Source organism: Actinoplanes sp. NPDC049548 (genome assembly GCF_040676695.1).
Taxonomy (GTDB): Bacteria; Actinomycetota; Actinomycetes; order Mycobacteriales; family Micromonosporaceae; genus Actinoplanes.
Window position 1 is genome coordinate 624744 of record NZ_JBFAPM010000002.1, and the last position, 16446, is coordinate 641189.

Sequence of the window (16446 nt, forward strand, 5' to 3'; positions counted from 1 at the left end):
TCAGAAGGTCTGGATCGTCGCGATCCGTTCCTCGAGCTGTTCGATCGTGGCCTGCGCGCTCGGCGGCCCCCCGCACAGCCGCCGCAGCTCCGCGTGGATCTTGCCGTGCGGCAGGTTGGTGCGGTGGTGGTGGGCGGCCACCAGGGTGTTGAGCTGGCGGCGGAGCGCCACCCGGCGTTCCGCGGCGCTCATCGTCGCCACCGGTTCGCGGGGGGCCGGAACCGCCTCCTTGGGGGCTGCTGCGGCCGCCCGCTTCTGGGCCGCGATCTGGTCGGCCTGGCGCTTGTTCAGCAGGACCGCCACCTGGTCCGGGCTCAGCAGGCCCGGCAGCCCCAGGTACTCCTCCTCCTCGGGCGTGCCCGTGCGGGCTCCGGTGCCGAACGAGGCGCCGTCGTAGATGACCTGGTCGAGCTCGGCCGTCGCGGAGAGGGCCTCGAAGCGCTTCTCCAGCTCACCCTCGGCGTCCTCGGCGCGCTGGGCTCGTTCGAGGAGGGCGTCGTCGAGGCCGTCCGGGTCCTTGGGGGCGCCCAGGATGTGGTCGCGCTGGGCTTCCATCTCGCTGGCCAGGCCGAGCAGGTGCGGGACGCTGGGCACGAAGACCGTGGCCGTCTCGCCCTGGACCCGGGCGCGGACGAAGCGGCCGATCGCCTGGGCGAAGTAGAGCGGGGTGGAGGCGCTGGTGGCGTACACGCCGACGGCCAGGCGGGGGATGTCGACGCCTTCGGAGACCATGCGGACCGCGACCAGCCAGCGCTGCTCGGAGGCCGCGAACTGGGCGATGCGGGCCGAGGCGCCCTGGTCGTCGGAGAGGACCACGACCGCCTTCTGGCCGGTGATCTCGTCCAGGAGCTTCGCGTACGCGCGGGCGGTCTGCTGGTCGCTCGCGATGACCAGGCCGCCCGCGTCCGTCATGCCGTGCTCGCGCAGCTTGGAGAGGCGGGCGTCGGCGGCGCGCAGGACCTGCGGCATCCAGTCGCCGCGGTGGTCCAGGGCGGTACGCCACGCCTGCGCGATCAGGTCCTTGGTCATCGGTTCGCCGAGGCGGGCGGCCAGCTCGTCGCCCGCGCTGGTGCGCCAGCGGGTCTCGCCCGAGTACGCCAGGAAGATGACCGGCCGGACGACGCCGTCGCGCAGCGCGTCGCTGTAGCCGTACACCGAGTCGGAGCGGGAGCGCTGCAGGCCGTCCTGGCCGCGCTCGTACTCGACGAACGGGATGGGGTTCTCGTCGGAGCGGAACGGGGTGCCGGTGAGCATGAGGCGGCGCTCGGCCTCGTCGAAGGCCTGCTTGACGCCGTCGCCCCAGGTGCGGGAGTCGCCGGCGTGGTGGATCTCGTCGAGGATGACCATCGTGGGGCGGGTCATGGTGCGCCGCCGGTGCACGGCCGGGGCCATGCCGACCTGGGCGTACGTGAGCACGGCCCCGTGGAAGTCGCGCGAGCTGTGCACGTCGGCGTTCCGGAACGCCGAGTCGAGCTGGATCCCCACCCGGGCCGCCGCCTGCGCCCACTGGGTCTTGAGGTGCTCGGTGGGGCAGACCACGGTGACCGCCTCGACGGTGCCGTCGCAGAGCAGCTCCGCCGCGATGCGCAGGGCGAAGGTGGTCTTGCCGGCGCCCGGGGTCGCGACCGCCATGAAGTCCGGGGAGCGTTTGCGCAGGTACTGCACCAGCGCCTTGCGCTGCCAGTCGCGCAGCGGGGGGAAGGTCTCCAGGTTCGGCAACGGCGGGCTCAAGCTGCGACGATCCCTTCCACTCACACAAACGCCCCCGCGGAATGCCGCGGAGGCCGACCCCAGCATAACCGCGGCGGCCGATCGGAACGGCTACGGCACGGCCACCGGGGCCGACCACCGGCGCAGCAGGGCGAGCATGCGGACCGCCGTCATGCCGACCGCCGCGGCGACCAGGGTGACCACGTCGGCGACATCGAGCCAGCTCAGAACGGTGACCGCGACGGCGCCGCCGAGAGCGACCACCGCGTAGATGTCGCGCTGCAGCACCACCGGGATCTCGCCGGTGAGCAGGTCGCGGGCCAGGCCGCCGCCGATCGCCGTGAGCATGCCCACCAGGCAGGCGCCGACCGGGGGCACCCCGGCGTCGACGGCCTTCAGGGTGCCGGTGACCGTGAAGAGGCCCAGTCCGGCGGCATCGAGCAGCAGCACGCTTCGCCGGAGGCGGCTGAGCTGAGGGTGCAGCCAGAAGACGGCGATCGAGGCGAGGACGGCGGTGATCGCGTACCGCCAGTCCGAGAAGGCCAGGGGCGGCACCGCGCCGATCACGAGATCGCGCAGGATGCCGCCGCCGAGCGCCGCGACGAAACCGACGAAGGCCACGCCGAAGAGGTCGAGGCGCTTCACGACCGCGGCGCTGGCGCCGGAGGCAGCGAAGACCGCGACTCCGATCAGGTCCGCGACGAGCAGGCTGTAGCTTCCCGTCAACGCCACGGTCCCCCGATCAGTCTTGCATCGACTCGTAGATCTCCTTGCACTGCGGGCACACCGGAGAACCCGGCTTCGGCGACTTCGTCACCGGGAACTTCTCCCCGCAGAGCGCCACGACGAACGTTCCCATGACGGCGCTCTCGGCGATCTTCTCCTTGCGCACGTAGTGGAACATGTCCGGCCCGGTGTCGGCGTCTTTCGTCTCCGGGCGCTCGAGGATCTGCGTGCTCACGGCGTCTGCCTCTCGTCGGTCTACAAGTCTCGGCCGCCGCGTGCCCCCCGGTCTCCGCGGCGGAAGCTCCAACCCGCAAGTCTGACACCTCACGCCTGGTCGGTCCAACGACACCTCGCCTGGCCGGCGCCGTACCGTTGCCATCGTGACCGATTCCACGCGGCCGGTGGGCCGCTTCACCATCCGTTACGGCGACCACGTGACCCGGGCCCGCCGCGACGGCCGCCCGGTGGTGGCGCTGGAGAGCACGATCGTCTCGCACGGCCTGCCCCGCCCGGACAACCTGCGGGTCGCCCGCGAGATCGAGCAGACGGTACGGGACAACGGGGCCGTACCCGCCACGATCGGGATGATCGGCGGCGAGCTGATCGTCGGCCTGGAGGACGCGCAGATCGAGCACCTGGCCGGCGCCGACGGCGTGGTCAAGCTCTCCGTCCGGGACCTGGCGGTCGCGGCCGCGACGCGGGCGGACGGCGCCACCACCGTGGCCGCCACCAGCGCGATCGCGGCAGCGGCCGGCATCGGCGTCTTCGCCACCGGCGGCCTCGGGGGCGTGCACCGGGAGGCCAGTACGACGTTCGACGAGTCGGCCGACCTGACCACCCTCGCCCGGACTCCGATCGTCGTGGTGTGCGCCGGCGTGAAGTCGATCCTCGACGTGGGCGCCACGCTGGAACGCCTGGAGACCCTGGGCGTGGCCGTCGCCGGGTACGGCACCCGCCGTTTCCCCGGCTTCTTCGTCACCGACGGCGGCTTCGAGGTCGACTGGCAGCTCGACTCCCCCGCCCAGGTGGCGGCCGTGCTGGCGGCGCGGGAGGAGCAGGGCGTGGGCGCCGGCGCGCTGGTGCTCGGCAACCCGCTGCCGACGGACGAGCAGCTCGACCCGGAGCTGCACGACCGCACCCTCGCCGAGGGTCTGGAGCTGCTGGCGCGCGACGGGATCACGGGCAAGGCGGTGACGCCGTTCCTGCTGGCCCACTTCCACAGCAGCACGCACGGCAAGAGCCTGGAGGTCAACGTCCGGATCATCCTGCGCAACGCCGCCCTGGCCGCGCAGATCGCCGCGGCCGCCACCCCGGCGCACTCGACGCTCGGCTTCGCCCTCCCCGGGTGAGCAAGGCGCTGATCGTCGTCGGCGACCTGGTCACCGACGTGCTGGTCGGGCAGGCCGGGCCGCTCGCGGCCGGGTCAGACACCGAGGCGAGGATCCGCGTCGGCGGCGGCGGGCAGGCGGCGAACACGGCCGCCTGGCTCGCCCACGCCGGGGCGGCGGTGACCCTCGTCGCGGCGGTCGGGGACGACGCTGCCGGCCGCGAGCGCGTCGCCGAGCTGACCGCCGCCGGGGTGCATTGCGCGGTGCGGCACCACGCAGGTGCGGCGACCGGAAGCGTCGTGGTGCTCAGCTCCCCCGCGGAGCGCACGATGATCACGGACCGGGGCGCGGCGTTGCTGCTGGATCCCGCGGATGTCACAGCGGCGGTCAAGGCCGTCCCGGACGCCGCGCACCTGCACCTGTCCGGTTATCCGCTGCTGCACGCGCGCTCGCGGCCGGGCGGGCTGGCCGCGCTGGCGGCGGCCCGCGAGCGGGGACTCACCACCAGCGTCGACGCGGCCTCTGCGGCGCCGTTACGGCAGTCGGGAGAGTTCCTGGATCTCGTACGGGGAACAGACCTGCTGCTGTGCAACGCGGACGAGGCGGACGTGCTGGCCGGCCCCGGCCGGCCGGAGGACCAGGCGGAGGTCCTCACCGCCTCCGCCCGGAACGTGATCGTCAAGCGCGGCGGCGACGGCGCTGTCTGGAGAGGGCGGGACGGGGTGTTGCGGTCGGTGACGGGTGTGCGCGTACCGCCGATCGATCCGACCGGGGCGGGTGACGCCTTCGCAGCGGGCCTGCTGCGGGCGTGGTGTTCCGGCGCGGAGCCGCAGGCCGCGCTGCAAGCCGGCGCCGAGCTCGGCGCGGCGGCGGTGCAGCGGGTGGGCGCGCGACCTTAGGGCTCGAGGTCGATGGTGCGGGGCTCGGGCTGCTGGTCGAGGGCGCGCGGGGTGGGCTCGGGGCGCGGAGCCGGCGGGTTCGCCTTGCTCTTGGGCGGACGGTCGTTGGCGATGAGGACCGCGGCCCAGGGCAGGAAGACCATGCCGGCCGCGCAGAGGATCAGCCAGACCGGCAGCAGCGGTGGCTTGACGCTGATCAGGATCGCGCCGGTGATCAGGCAGGCTGCGCGCAGCGCCATCATCGAGACGTAGCGGATCTCCCGGCTGCGGAGCTGGTCGCTCTGGCTTCGGGCGGCGTCGGTGATCAGCACCGGCCGCTCCGGCGGCTTCTTCACCGGTTCATCCTTCCACTGCGGCCGGGTCGTCGACCAGAATCGACGCAGCGCTCGCGCCGGGCGGTCCCCTTTATTCCGCAGCCCGTCGACCGATCTAGAGAATCGTGCGGGCAACCACACCGGTCTTGCAGCGACGCCGTTGGGCCGGCGTCGCTCTCGTCGTCGTGGTCGCGCTGCTCGGCATCACCGGGTCGTGGGTCGCCGCGCGCAACGCCCGCAGCGACGAGCAGCACTACGCCGCCCAGCTCATGGACCGCTACACCAGCGACCTCACCCGGGCGATCAACACCGAGCTGCAACGGTACGGCGACACGCTCACCGACGTCGCGACCTCGCTCGGCGCCCAGACCGACCTCACCGCCGACGACTTCGCCTGGATCACGTCGAAGGTGAGCAACCGGCGGCTGCCCGGTGCGACGTCGCTGAGCTTCGTCGTCTCCACGGACAACACGGGCATCCGGTCCCTCGAGAACCACTGGCGCGCCAAAGGGGCGCCTGATCTGCGGCTACGCCCCGTCGGCAGCGGCACCGAACACTCGTTCGAGGTGCTCACCCGCTCGCTCGAGAAACATCTCGACGGCGAGCTCGACGGCGCGAGGCTCGCGAACGGCCGGGACCTGAACTTCTCGCCCGAGGCGGACGACGCCCTGGACGAGGCGCGGATCCTCGGCGGGCTGGCGGTGAGCCGGGCGTACGTGCTGCCCGCCGACCGGAACCTGCCCGCGGCCCAGCAGCAGCAGTCGTTCACCTTCGCCGTGCCCGTGAAGTACATGGGGCGCACGTTCCGCGGCTGGCTGGCCATGGACGTCCACGGCGGCGACCTCTTGAACGAGACGCTGCGTGCCCAGGCGCACGGTGCGGTGACCGCCGAGCTGGTCGACCCGTCCAGCTCCAGCGACCAGGCCGTCGCACAGGCCATGGTCGCCGGCGCCCGCCCCTCGGCGGCACTGAACCGCATCTCGTACATCGGGGCCGGCGTGCGAACCTGGACGCTCAAGGTGCACCCGACGAACACGCTGCTCGAGGAGACCGACCGGGGCCTCGTGGGCTCGACGTGGGTGGTCGCGATGACGATCACCCTGCTGCTCACCGCGCTCGTCGGGATTCTCACCGGCGCCCGCAACCGGGCCATGAGCAAGGTCGACGCCGCCACCGCCGCGCTGCGCCAGGACATCGAGCGCCGCCAGGAGGTGGAGGACAAACTGCGGCAGCGGGAGAACGAGCTGCAGCAGATGGCCCTGCACGACCCGCTGACCGGTCTCGCCAACCGGGCCGGGCTGGACGCGCAGCTCGCCCGGACGGTGGGACGCCGCGAGGACGTCGCGCTGCTGCTCATCGACCTGGACGACTTCAAGCTGGTCAACGACGCGTACGGGCACGCCGCCGGGGACACGGTGCTGACCGAGTTCGCGCACATCCTGCGCTCGTCCGTACGCACCGAGGACCTCGCCGCCCGCATCGGCGGGGACGAGTTCGTGGTGCTGCTCACCGACATGCCGGACGCCGAGGGTGCCGTCGCCGCCGCCCAGCGCATCCTGGCCGCCGCCGCGGGGTCCCCGGTCCGTCTGGGCGAGGACACCGTCCCGGTACGCGCCAGCGTCGGCGTCGCCACCACCCACGCCGGCGACACCCCGAAGGAGCTGCTGCGCCGCGCCGACATCGCGATGTACCAGGCGAAGCACCTGGGCACCCACGGCGTCCAGCTGCACGACCCGTCGATGACCGACCGCCGCGCCGCCGACGCCCAGCTCGGCGAGGACCTGGCCGGCGCGGTGGAACGCGGCGAGCTCACCCTGCTCTACCAGCCGCTGGTCGACCTGGCCGACAGCCGCCCGATCGGCGTCGAGGCGCTGGTCCGCTGGCAGCACCCGACGCTCGGGGTGGTGTCACCGGCCCAGTTCATCCCGATCGCCGAACGCAACGGCACCATCGCCGACCTCGGCCTGTGGGTCCTGGGCGAGGCGTGCGCACAGGTCGTGGACTGGGGCGCCGACACGTACGTGAGCGTGAACCTGTCACCGCGGCAGCTGCAGGAGCCGACCCTGGTGCAGGATGTGCTCAGCGTCCTGAACCGCACCGGCCTGGAACCGCGTCGCCTGGTCCTGGAGATCACCGAGTCGGCCCTGGTCGACGACGCCGCGGGCATCACCATGCTGGCCGCCTTCCGCGAGCACGGCATCCGCGTGGCGATCGACGACTTCGGCACCGGCTACTCGTCGCTGCACTACCTCACCCGGCTGCCCGTCGACATCCTCAAGATCGACCGCAGCTTCGTGGCGGAGCTCAACGGCACCCCGGAGGGCGCCGGCATCACCGAGGCGATCCTGCGGCTCAGCCACGCCCTGCACCTGACCACGGTCGCGGAAGGCATCGAGACCAGCGAACAGGCCGCCGAGCTGCAACTCCTCGGCTGCGGCGTCGGCCAGGGCTACCTCTTCGCCCCACCGCTGCCCGCCACCGACATGCTCAGCCTGCTGACGAGCTCTTCGCCGCCGCCTTCATCTCCTTCTTGAACGCCCGCACCTTCGCCAGCGAGTCCCCGTCGACGATGTCGGCCACCGACCGGTGCGCACCTTCCTCGCCGTACGCACCCGCGGCCTCCCGCCAGCCGGGCGGCTGCACGCCGTACTGCTTGCCGAGCAGGGCGGCGAAGATCTGCGACTTCTGCTTCCCGAACCCGGGCAGCGCGGCGATCCGCTTGACCAGCTCCTTGCCGTCGGCGGCATCCCGCCACAGGTTCGCGGCGTCGCCGTCGTAGGTCCCGACGAGCGCCCGGCAGACCTCCTGCACCCGCGCGGCCATCGCCTTGGGGAAGCGGTGCAGGGCCGGCGGCTTGGCGAAGATCCCAATGAGCGCCTCGGGGTCGAAGCCGGCGAGCTCCTCGGCGGTGGGGGTGTGACCGAGCCGCTGAGCGAGGACGTACGGGGAGCTGAACGCCTTCTCCAGCGGGATCTGCTGATCCAGCACCATCCCGATGAGCAGGGCGAGGGCATCGCGGTTGATCAACTCGTTCGCTTCCTCGGCGATCGGGAGCGCGATGACCATGATTGATTCCCATCTTTCGCCACTGGCGCCGCCGCGCCGCCAACCCCGCACCGTACGTCGATGACATCCTGGTCGGAGACCCACTACAGCATGACGGACGCAGTTGTTCCAGCCGCCTCGCACCGGTGGCTGTTCCACTTCACGCACGTGGAGAACCTCGCTGCCATCCGAGCTGCCGGTCGCCTGCGCTGCGACGCCGTAGCGCGCCGAGGAATGACCAAGACCGAGGTCGGGGCGACAGACGGCGACGATGAGCCGGGTTCTCCGTGCCTCAATCACTGCCGGTAGCTTGTATTTCAAACGTTTGCTGTCGACAGTTTCGGGGGCCCTCGTTCGCCTTTCCGGCATGGTTTGCCGCGGTCACCTCGCCGGTCCGGGACGGCAATGGCAGACGGTTCGATGAGGCTGGAATATCGGGGCGCGCGGAAGCGGCGGGCGAGCTTCGACCGTGCCCGCTTTCCGGTCACGTGGGATCCGCGGCTGCCGCACCCGGCGGGAAATGGCGGGCCGGCCGCGGGCGCCAGCTCCGTGGCCACCGCCTCGCGCCCTAGCTCGTCGTTTTGCGCTGGACTTTCCGGCCGCTCAGAATGATCAGTTGGGTCGCCCGATGCGTCATGCTGGGCGGCGCCTTCGGGTTGAGGTCACCAGGGCGGGGATCGCCAGCGCGGAGATCGCCGGGTTCGGGCTGCGAGCCCGCGGATCGGCCCTCGGTCCTGCGCGGCCGGCACAAGCGCCGGAAATGACGTTGCACCAGGCCCCACGAACGGCGCCGCTCTTGCTCCCGGCGGAACTCCTCAGCCACCGGTGAATAATTTCGTCGCAGCGTCTTGTCCCGCACGTTCTTCGCGGAGAACAAGGCGAGCTGCGTCATTCCTCCATTATCCTCGACGCCCTCCGGATCAACGATGATGCCGCGGATATTTCATATCACAAATAGATCCTTGGCGGACTGAATGATCCGCATATCCGGGATGGCGAAAACGCGAGCGGGCCGCACGCGGTCGAACGCTCTGGTCCGCCGTCGAGAGCGCGTGGTCGCTCCCTCCAACCAAGCTAGGCAATGCAATTGATGCCATGAGCTCAGTGCGACAGCTCGGCATCTCTGCGGCGATCCCCGCCCATGGATGTGAAAAGGGCCCGGATGTGGCCATCTACCCGCCTGACCGCCAGAGGGTGTGCCGCAGGTCCCATTGACTCCGCGCACGTCATCGTCCAACCTCTAGGTTGTCTAGACGACCTGGAGGACTCATGGCGAAGACGCCGCTCTATGTGCGGATCGAGCGGTCCCTGCGCGCCCGGCTCGCCCAGGCTGTGCCGGGGGATGTGGTGCCCGCCGAGTCCGCGCTCGCCGAGGAGTTCGGTGTCGCTCGGATGACCGTGCGCGCCGCCCTCAACGCGCTCGAGGCCGACGGGCTGATCGAGCGGGTCCAGGGTCGCGGCACCTTCGTGCGGCAGCGGCCCGTCCCGCGCGCCGCGGGGACGCTGATGAGCTTTCACGACCAGGTGCGCAGCTGGGGGCGGACGCCGTCGTCGCGGCTCGTCGAGGCCGAGGTGCGGCCCGCCCGGGCCGAGGAGGCGGCGGCCTTGCAGCTGACGGCGGCGGCGCCGCGGGTGGTGTCGATCGTCCGGGTACGGCTGGCCGACGACGTTCCGCTGGCCGTGGAGTACGCCTGCTTCCCGCCGCACCTGACCGCCCTGCTCGACGTCGACCTCGAGGCCGGGTCGCTGCACCGGGCCCTGCACGAGCTGGGGCTGCGGCCCACGCTCGGCTCCTCGACGCTCAACGCCCAGCTCGCCGGCGCCGATGCCGGGCATCTGCAGATCGCCGCCGCCGAGCCGGTGCTCGTCGAGAGCCGGCTCATCGTCGACCAGCATTCGCAACCTCTGGAACACACGGTCAGCCGCTATGTCGGCGCCCGCTACTCGCTGCAGGTCGCCTTCGACGTGCAGCCGCCCCGGACAGGAGAGATTCGATGAACGTCGCCAAGATGATCGACCATTCGCTGCTTCGGCCCGAGCTGACCACGGCGGAGGTACGGCTGGGCTGCGAGGTGGCCGCGCGGCGGGGTACGGCGTCGGTGTGCGTACGGCCGGTCGACGTGGAGCTGGCCGTCGCCGCGCTGGCCGGTTCCGGTGTGCTGGTCGGGACGGTGGCCGGGTTCCCGCACGGGAGCACCACCACGGCGGTCAAGGTGGCGGAGACCCGGGCGCTGGTCGAGGCGGGCGCCGACGAGATCGACATGGTGCTGGCGGTCGGGCGGCTGCGCGGCGGCGAGACCGGTTACGTGCACGACGACATCGCCGCGGTGGTGGCCGCCGCTCAGGGGCGGGTCGTCAAGGTGATCCTCGAGAACGCGTACCTGTCCGACGAGCAGAAGGTGGAGGGCTGCCGGATCGCCGAGCGGGCGGGGGCGCACTTCGTGAAGACCAGCACCGGATTCGCGCCGGGCGGTGCGACCCTCGAGGACATCCGGCTCATGCGGGCGACCGTGTCGCCGTCCGTCGAGGTCAAGGCCGCCGGCGGTGTCCGTACGCTCGACACGCTGCTGACCCTGCACGAGGCCGGAGCGACGCGCTTCGGCGCGACCGCCACGGAGTCCATCCTCGACGACCTGGCGGCGCGGGAGCGCGGCGAAGGCCCGGCGGCCACCACGGCGGGCGCCGACGAGGGTTACTGACCCAGGGCCTCGTCGACCCGCGCGGCCAGCAGACGGTCGGCCGCCAGTGTCCTGCGCGCCTCCGGGTCCGCCATCGCTGCCGCGTCCGGGACGAGAGTCTCCCGGAGCTTGCGCAGCTGGGCGTGCAGCAGACTGCCCTCCAACTCGTGCAGGGCGGCGAGAACGCGCAGCTGGTCGACGGGTGCCAGGCGCAGCCGGCGCAGGTCCATCTCGCCGAGGAGCTCGCCCAGTCCCTGACCGCCCGGCGCCCGCACCGCCACCATGCATTCCAGCACCTCCGGGACCACGCGCCGGAGATAGCCGCTGCGGGCGACGAGCCGCAGCCAGGTGAGCACGTCCTGGACCGGCAGCCGGCCGGCGTCGCGCGCCAGCATGCCGAGGAGCAGCCGGGCCGCCCGTCCGAAGTGCAGCTGGGAGGCCGCCTCCTCGGGGCCGCCACCGAAGAGCGTGGCGACGGCCCGGTCGTAGTCGGCGGCCAGGTCGGCGGACCGGCGTGCCGAGCCGACCCACACCCGGACCAGGCAGTGCGCCACCGAGTCGGTGTCCTCGTCACGGGTCGCCACCACCGTGGTCAGGGCGTCCGGGATCCACCGGGCCAGGGGCTCGGCGGCCAGGCGCAGCAGGTCGGCGCCGGTGTCCGCGGTCAGGTGGAGGCGGTTGGCGACGCGGTCGTACGGCACGGTCGCGCCGGTGGTGAGCCAGCCCAGGTCGACGGCCGGGAAGCGGCGCTCGGACGTGGGGTCCAGCACGAGGTCGCGGCGGTCGCCGTCGCGGGTGCGGATCACCGTCAGCGTGGCGACGAGCTCGTTCCAGATCCCCGAGGGGACCGCCGCCTCCCACTGCAGGGCCGCGCCGCGCAGCCACGCCGCCGGGTCCGCCGCGTGGACGAAGAGCTCGGAGGCGCGCAGCGGCTCACCGCAGGCGAGGGCGAGCAGGGTCAGATTCAGCGAGTACGTCGCCATCATGTGATCCACCCGCTTGTCGACGGGCCGGTACTCGTGCGTCGGATACGCGGGCCGGATCAACGCGGCGCGCAACGCGTCCACCAGCCACTGCCGGATCGCGGTCCGGTCCTCTCCGCTCAGCAGCGAGGCGACGAACGGCAGCACGGTGGCGCGCGCCGCCAGCGGCGAGTAGCCGAGCAGGGTCTGCACCAGCCCGTCGTCGCGCCGCCCACCGCCCAGGGGCAGCCGGGCGACCGCCGCCCGGGCCGCCGTCTCCCGCAGAGCCCGGACCACGAGCCGCGCCACCAGGAACTCGCCGAAGGTGGCGTGCAGGAACTCGTACGTCTGCAGCACCCGGTCGTCCTGCGTGGCGCGGGACCGCTGGATGAAGAAGAACCGCCCGATCAGCTCCTCCCCCGCGGTCAGCGGACGGTGGAACGCCTCCGTGCGTCCTGGGCCCACCGGGTTGATGCCCAGCGCGGCCAGGTCGGCGTCCAGCTCCCGCTCGGTGACCGACTGGCGGAGCCGGTTGAACATGGCGAACGCCACGACCGACAGCCGTACCAGTTCCTCCTCGATCAGCTCGGGCACCGCCGCCTCGGGCTGACGCGGGTGCAGCCGGCGCACCTCCCGCTCGGCGAAGCTGCTCAACAGCCGTTCGTAGAGCTCCGCGGTCTCGAGCGTGTCCTCGCTCTGCAAGGCGTGCGTGGCGGCGTCGTAGAGCGCAAGCATGAGCAGCAGCAGCGGCTGCTCGCAGAAGTCCGGGAAGCGGGCGAAAACCCCGGCTGGCAGCGGCCGGAAGCCCGGGCGGTCCGCGTTCACCCGGTCCCAGGTCGCCAGCCAGGCGCCGACCTGGGCCTCGTCGAAGCCCTCCAGCCGCACGGCGAGCGCACCGCCGGGCAGCCGGGCGCGGTCGGCCACGGCCAGGCGGCTCGTGACGACCACGGCGACCGGCCGCCCGAGGACGGACTCCCGCTGCTGGAACGCCGCCACCCGCTGCAGGTAGTCGGACTGGTGGATGCCGGTGGCCTGGATGAGCTCGTCGAACCCGTCGAGGAGCAGGACCGGCAGGGCGCCCGCGGCCGCGCGCGTCAGCTCCGGCCAGGCGACGCTCTCCCCGGTCGCGGCGCGGACCGCGAGCTCGACCTGGTCCTGCACGTCCGCCTCGGCCGGCACCTCGCGCAGCACCACCCGGACCACGAGGAAGTCGGCGGCGGGCAGCCGGGCGGCCAGCACCCGGGTGAGCGCGGACTTGCCCGCTCCCGGCTGGCCCAGCAGCACCAGCGGCGCCTCGGCGGCCTGCGGGGTGGTGAGGTAGCCGGCGAGGAACGCCGCCAGATCGTGCCGCACCTCCCCGGCCCACCAGGACTCCTCGGCCGGGTTGGAGCCGGGGACCGCCGAGCGGGCCCGGAACCGCGGATCGAGGTACGCCTCAGCCAGCGTCGGCACCCGCACCTCCCCGGCGTCCCCACGCACGACCGGCGCCTCGAGGTCCGCCCGGTACGCGGCCGCCAGCGCCGCCCGCCAGCCCTCGGCGCGCCGGCCCGACCCGGCCCGTTCCAGCACCTCCCGCAGGCCGGTGAGGCTCTGGCCGATCGCCCGCGCCTCGGCCCGCTGCATCCACACCCCGAACTCCGGTACGTCCACCGCCAGCCGCCGGCTCATCTCCTCGTACCGGCGCAGCGCCAGACCGGGAAGCCGGTACTGCAGGAGCTCGCTGGCGGCCCGGCGCTCACCGTGGCTCGCGACCTCCCATACGGCGAGGCCCGCCACGAAGTCGTTGAGGCGGACGCTGGCCGCGGTGAAGTACTCGGTCAGGCTCGCGCACAGCTGCGCGTACGGCAGTTCCGGGGCGGGGACGGGGATCGCCGCCGTGAACAGGTGCTCGAGCCAGCCGCCGTCGACGCGGGTGCCGGTGGCCAGCCGGACCTGCTCGTCACGGGTCAGCTCCGGCGACGCCACCCCGCTCGTCGTCACCACCTGGTCGAACGCCTCGAAGAAGGCGGCCACCACGAGGACGCCGTGCGCGGCCTGGAGCCGGCTGCTGCGGTCGTGGCGCGCGAGTCCCCGTACCGTTTCATGGATCTTCCCGGCCACCGCCTGGCCGAGCCGGACCATCTCGGTCTTGGCGTCGAAGAGCGAGAGGGCGACGTCCGAGCCGCCGGCGGTGGCGACCGAGAGCACGCCGCCGATCAGATCGTCCACCGCGCGGGCCGCGGGACCCGCGCCGTCCAGCAGCTTGACGGCATCGACGTAGCGCAATCCCCGTGGCATCCGCCCATGATGTCGGCGCCGGGCCCGGTTTGTCACCGCGTACTTCGGGCAACCACAGCCACCATGAGTGACGACTACGCCGAGGGCGTCCGCGACGTGCCGAGCAACACCCGCCCCGAGACGGGCGCCGACGACCCGGGCCTGTCCAGCACCATCGCCGCCGGCACCGACCCCGAGCAGCTCAAGAACGGTGGCCCGCCGCCCGCGGACGGCGGCATCATGACCACGACCGGTGGTACGGCCGGCCCGAACAGTTTCAAGCCGGCGGCCCGGCACGGCGCGGGGGTGGCGAACACCACCACGGGCGATGCGACCACGGGTGCCATGGATCCGGGCGACAACACGTACACGAGCGACACGAGCAGCACCGCGGTCGACTGACCTCGCTATCGTCTGCCGGGTGACCGGGTCCCTGATCGCCTCCGGCCGGGAGGCCGACGTGTACGCCCTCGACGACACCCGAGTGCTGCGCCGCTACCGGGAACCCACCGACGTGACCGGCGAGGCGGACGCGATGCGTTACCTCGCCGGCCTCGGCTACCCGGTGCCTGCCGTCCACGAGGCCTCGGGTGCCGACATGGTGCTGGAGCGCCTGGACGGCCCGACGATGGCCGGGGCCGTCGGCTCGGGTGACCTGACCCCTGCCCAGGCGGCTGCGGAGCTCGCCGGCCTCCTGCGCCGCCTGCACGAGCTGCCACCGTGGCCCGGCGCCCCGGCCGGATCCTGCCTCGTGCACCTGGACCTGCATCCGGAGAACGTCCTTCTCACGTCCCGGGGGCCGGTGGTGATCGACTGGCGCAACACGCGGCCGGGCGAGGCGGACCTCGACACCGCCCTCTCGGCGCTGATCCTGGCCGAGGTGTCCCTCGCCGACCATCCGCTGGCCCGGGACGCGCGGAACCTGCTCGACGCCTTCCTCACCGCCGCACCGGGCGATCCACGCCGCCTCCTCGACGACGCCGTGGCGCTGCGCGGCACACAACTCGACGTCCCCACCGCCGACCTCCAGGCCGCCGCGGAGGTGGTACGCCGATGAAGGCGCTGATCCAGACCGTCAGCCGGGCAAGCGTGACCGTGGACGACGAGGTCGTCGGCAAGATCGAGGACGGCCTGCTCGTCCTGCTCGGCGTCACGCACACCGACACGCCCGCGATCGCCGGGACGATGGCGCGCAAAGTGCATGAGCTGCGCATCCTCGACGACGAGCGGTCCGCCGCCGGGGCGAACGCGCCGCTGCTGGTGGTCAGCCAGTTCACCCTCTACGGCGACGCTCGCAAGGGCCGGCGACCCACCTGGTCCGCGGCCGCGCCCGCCGAGGTGGCCGAGCCGCTGGTCACGGCCTTCGTCGAGGCGCTGCGCGCCCGCGGGGCGACGGTCGAGACGGGCCGGTTCCGGACCCACATGCTCGTGGAGAGCGTGAACGTGGGCCCGAGAACCGTCCTCCTCGAGCTGGAGGCCTAGAAGAAGCCGCGGCGCTGCGCGGACTGCTGCAGCCAACCGTTGAGCTGCGACGTCCAGTCGACCTGGTCGACGGTGTGGTAGTCGACGTCGAAGCGGCCGAAGGCGTCGTGGCCCTCGGTGAAGAGCCCGCCGCGCTTGTCGATCTCCAGCACCACCTGGAGCTGCTGCGGCGTCGGGATGAACGTCACCTCGAGCTGGTTGATGCCGTGCGCGAACTGGGCCGGCGGGTAGAACTCGATCTCCTGGTAGAACGGCAGCGACTGCTGCACGCCGTACACCCGGCCGCGCTCCACGTCGGCACGGCTGAAGCGGAAGCCCAGCCGCAGGAACGCGTCGAGGATCCGCTCCTGGGCCGGCAGCGGGTGCACGGCCACGGCGTCCAGGTCACCCTTGTCGACCGCCCGGGCCACCTCGAGCTCGGTACGCAGCCCCATGGTCATGCCGTGCAGGTGCTGCCCGTACACCTCGGTGATCGGGGTCTCCCAGGGCACGTCGAAGCGGAACGGGATGTCGTGGCGCGCACCCGCGTCGAGCTTGAAGGAGCCGGTGAGGCGCTGGCGGTGGAACTCCTGGTCGGTGTTGTACTCGCTGTCGCCGCTCTCGACCTCGACCCGGGTGATCAGCCCGACCGCGACGTACTCGATGTCGACGGCGTGATCGCCGCCGATGACGTGCACCTGACCCTCCAGGTAACCGCCCGGCCGGCAGTTGGGGTTGGCGAGCACCGTCTCGACGGACGGCCCACCCACGCCCATCGCCTGCATCAACCGCTTGAAAACCACCGAACCTCCTCGTCGACCCCGTTCCTCTCCGCAGATTACCGGTCCTGGACAAGACGGAAAGAATTGCGGCGCCGTCGGTAAATGTCCCACCAATCCGGGCACGCTGTCGGGTACGCGACCTCAGGGTTCTCCCTGATTCATGCCACCCCCACGACTTCCTCACCTCCGCTTAACGCCCCCCGGTCCAAACTTTTGATCACCGGCACGAATGCGGCTGGGAAGCACGACATCGGGTTGAGCGGGGAGGGGACTGAAAGGTGGTCC

At 72.2% G+C, this 16446-nt stretch carries 16 protein-coding genes; 8 read left to right on the forward strand and 8 right to left on the reverse strand.

The features are described 5' to 3' along the window. The 3 genes from AB0J80_RS07040 to AB0J80_RS07050 form a co-directional block, all read right to left on the reverse strand. A complete protein-coding gene (locus AB0J80_RS07040) occupies positions 1 to 1731 on the reverse strand; it encodes a DEAD/DEAH box helicase (RefSeq protein ID WP_364701246.1) in 1731 nt (576 codons plus the stop codon). 90 nt (positions 1732 to 1821) lie between these two features. Continuing rightward, positions 1822 to 2436 carry a TRIC cation channel family protein gene (locus tag AB0J80_RS07045; RefSeq protein WP_364701338.1) on the reverse strand — a complete coding sequence of 205 codons (615 nt, stop codon included), beginning with the start codon at positions 2434 to 2436 and terminating at the stop codon, positions 1822 to 1824. Positions 2437 to 2452: 16 nt separating this feature from the next. After that, positions 2453 to 2671: a DUF3039 domain-containing protein gene (locus tag AB0J80_RS07050; RefSeq protein ID WP_364701248.1), complete on the reverse strand. Its 219-nt coding sequence runs from the start codon at positions 2669 to 2671 to the stop codon at positions 2453 to 2455. Positions 2672 to 2837: 166 nt separating this feature from the next. On the opposite strand from AB0J80_RS07050, the gene AB0J80_RS07055 reads away from it, so the two are divergent. Beyond that, positions 2838 to 3785 carry a pseudouridine-5'-phosphate glycosidase gene (locus AB0J80_RS07055; RefSeq protein ID WP_364701340.1) on the forward strand — a complete coding sequence of 316 codons (948 nt, stop codon included), beginning with the start codon at positions 2838 to 2840 and terminating at the stop codon, positions 3783 to 3785. After that, positions 3782 to 4663: a PfkB family carbohydrate kinase gene (locus tag AB0J80_RS07060; protein ID WP_364701250.1), complete on the forward strand. Its 882-nt coding sequence runs from the start codon at positions 3782 to 3784 to the stop codon at positions 4661 to 4663. Before AB0J80_RS07055 ends, AB0J80_RS07060 begins: the two co-directional genes overlap by 4 nt. Here the strand turns inward: AB0J80_RS07060 and AB0J80_RS07065 are convergent. Beyond that, on the reverse strand, positions 4660 to 4998 hold the full coding sequence (locus AB0J80_RS07065) for a DUF3099 domain-containing protein (RefSeq protein ID WP_364701252.1): 339 nt from the start codon (positions 4996 to 4998) through the stop codon (positions 4660 to 4662). The two genes, AB0J80_RS07060 and AB0J80_RS07065, sit on opposite strands and share 4 nt — an antisense overlap. A 125-nt stretch (positions 4999 to 5123) precedes the next feature. Between AB0J80_RS07065 and AB0J80_RS07070 the strand changes: the two genes are divergently transcribed. Continuing rightward, on the forward strand, positions 5124 to 7511 hold the full coding sequence (locus AB0J80_RS07070; protein WP_364701254.1) for an EAL domain-containing protein: 2388 nt from the start codon (positions 5124 to 5126) through the stop codon (positions 7509 to 7511). Here AB0J80_RS07070 and AB0J80_RS07075 read toward each other — a convergent pair. Both AB0J80_RS07075 and AB0J80_RS07080 read right to left on the reverse strand, forming a co-directional pair. Next, on the reverse strand, positions 7465 to 8043 hold the full coding sequence (locus AB0J80_RS07075) for an HhH-GPD-type base excision DNA repair protein (RefSeq protein ID WP_364701256.1): 579 nt from the start codon (positions 8041 to 8043) through the stop codon (positions 7465 to 7467). The two genes, AB0J80_RS07070 and AB0J80_RS07075, sit on opposite strands and share 47 nt — an antisense overlap. 547 nt (positions 8044 to 8590) lie before the next feature. Further along, the gene (locus tag AB0J80_RS07080) at positions 8591 to 8914 is read right to left on the reverse strand and encodes a hypothetical protein (protein WP_364701258.1); all 324 of its coding nucleotides are present in this window, start codon (positions 8912 to 8914) and stop codon (positions 8591 to 8593) included. A 377-nt stretch (positions 8915 to 9291) separates the two neighbouring features. Here AB0J80_RS07080 and AB0J80_RS07085 point away from each other — a divergent pair, with 377 nt between their 5' ends. Further along, positions 9292 to 10020: a GntR family transcriptional regulator gene (locus AB0J80_RS07085; RefSeq protein ID WP_364701260.1), complete on the forward strand. Its 729-nt coding sequence runs from the start codon at positions 9292 to 9294 to the stop codon at positions 10018 to 10020. Next, complete coding sequence (deoC, locus tag AB0J80_RS07090) at positions 10017 to 10721, forward strand: deoxyribose-phosphate aldolase (protein ID WP_364701262.1); 705 nt, start codon at positions 10017 to 10019, stop codon at positions 10719 to 10721. The genes AB0J80_RS07085 and deoC overlap by 4 nt, the downstream gene beginning before the upstream one ends. Here the strand turns inward: deoC and AB0J80_RS07095 are convergent. Then, positions 10715 to 13939 (reverse strand): hypothetical protein, encoded by a 3225-nt coding sequence (locus AB0J80_RS07095; RefSeq protein ID WP_364701264.1) that lies wholly within the window; start codon positions 13937 to 13939, stop codon positions 10715 to 10717. The genes deoC and AB0J80_RS07095 overlap by 7 nt on opposite strands. A 63-nt stretch (positions 13940 to 14002) precedes the next feature. On the opposite strand from AB0J80_RS07095, the gene AB0J80_RS07100 reads away from it, so the two are divergent. The 3 genes from AB0J80_RS07100 to dtd are packed head-to-tail and all read left to right on the forward strand — an operon-like array spanning position 14003 to position 15400. Continuing rightward, positions 14003 to 14320, forward strand: coding sequence for a hypothetical protein (locus AB0J80_RS07100; RefSeq protein ID WP_364701266.1), 318 nt, complete (start codon positions 14003 to 14005; stop codon positions 14318 to 14320). Between the two features lie 19 nt (positions 14321 to 14339). Beyond that, on the forward strand, positions 14340 to 14975 hold the full coding sequence (locus tag AB0J80_RS07105; protein WP_364701268.1) for a phosphotransferase: 636 nt from the start codon (positions 14340 to 14342) through the stop codon (positions 14973 to 14975). After that, positions 14972 to 15400, forward strand: a complete 429-nt coding sequence (gene dtd, locus AB0J80_RS07110; RefSeq protein ID WP_364701270.1) for a D-aminoacyl-tRNA deacylase — start codon at positions 14972 to 14974, stop codon at positions 15398 to 15400. The genes AB0J80_RS07105 and dtd overlap by 4 nt, the downstream gene beginning before the upstream one ends. Here dtd and AB0J80_RS07115 read toward each other — a convergent pair. Next, positions 15397 to 16182 carry a sporulation protein gene (locus AB0J80_RS07115; RefSeq protein ID WP_364701272.1) on the reverse strand — a complete coding sequence of 262 codons (786 nt, stop codon included), beginning with the start codon at positions 16180 to 16182 and terminating at the stop codon, positions 15397 to 15399. The two genes, dtd and AB0J80_RS07115, sit on opposite strands and share 4 nt — an antisense overlap. Between the last annotated feature and the right edge of the window lie 264 nt (positions 16183 to 16446).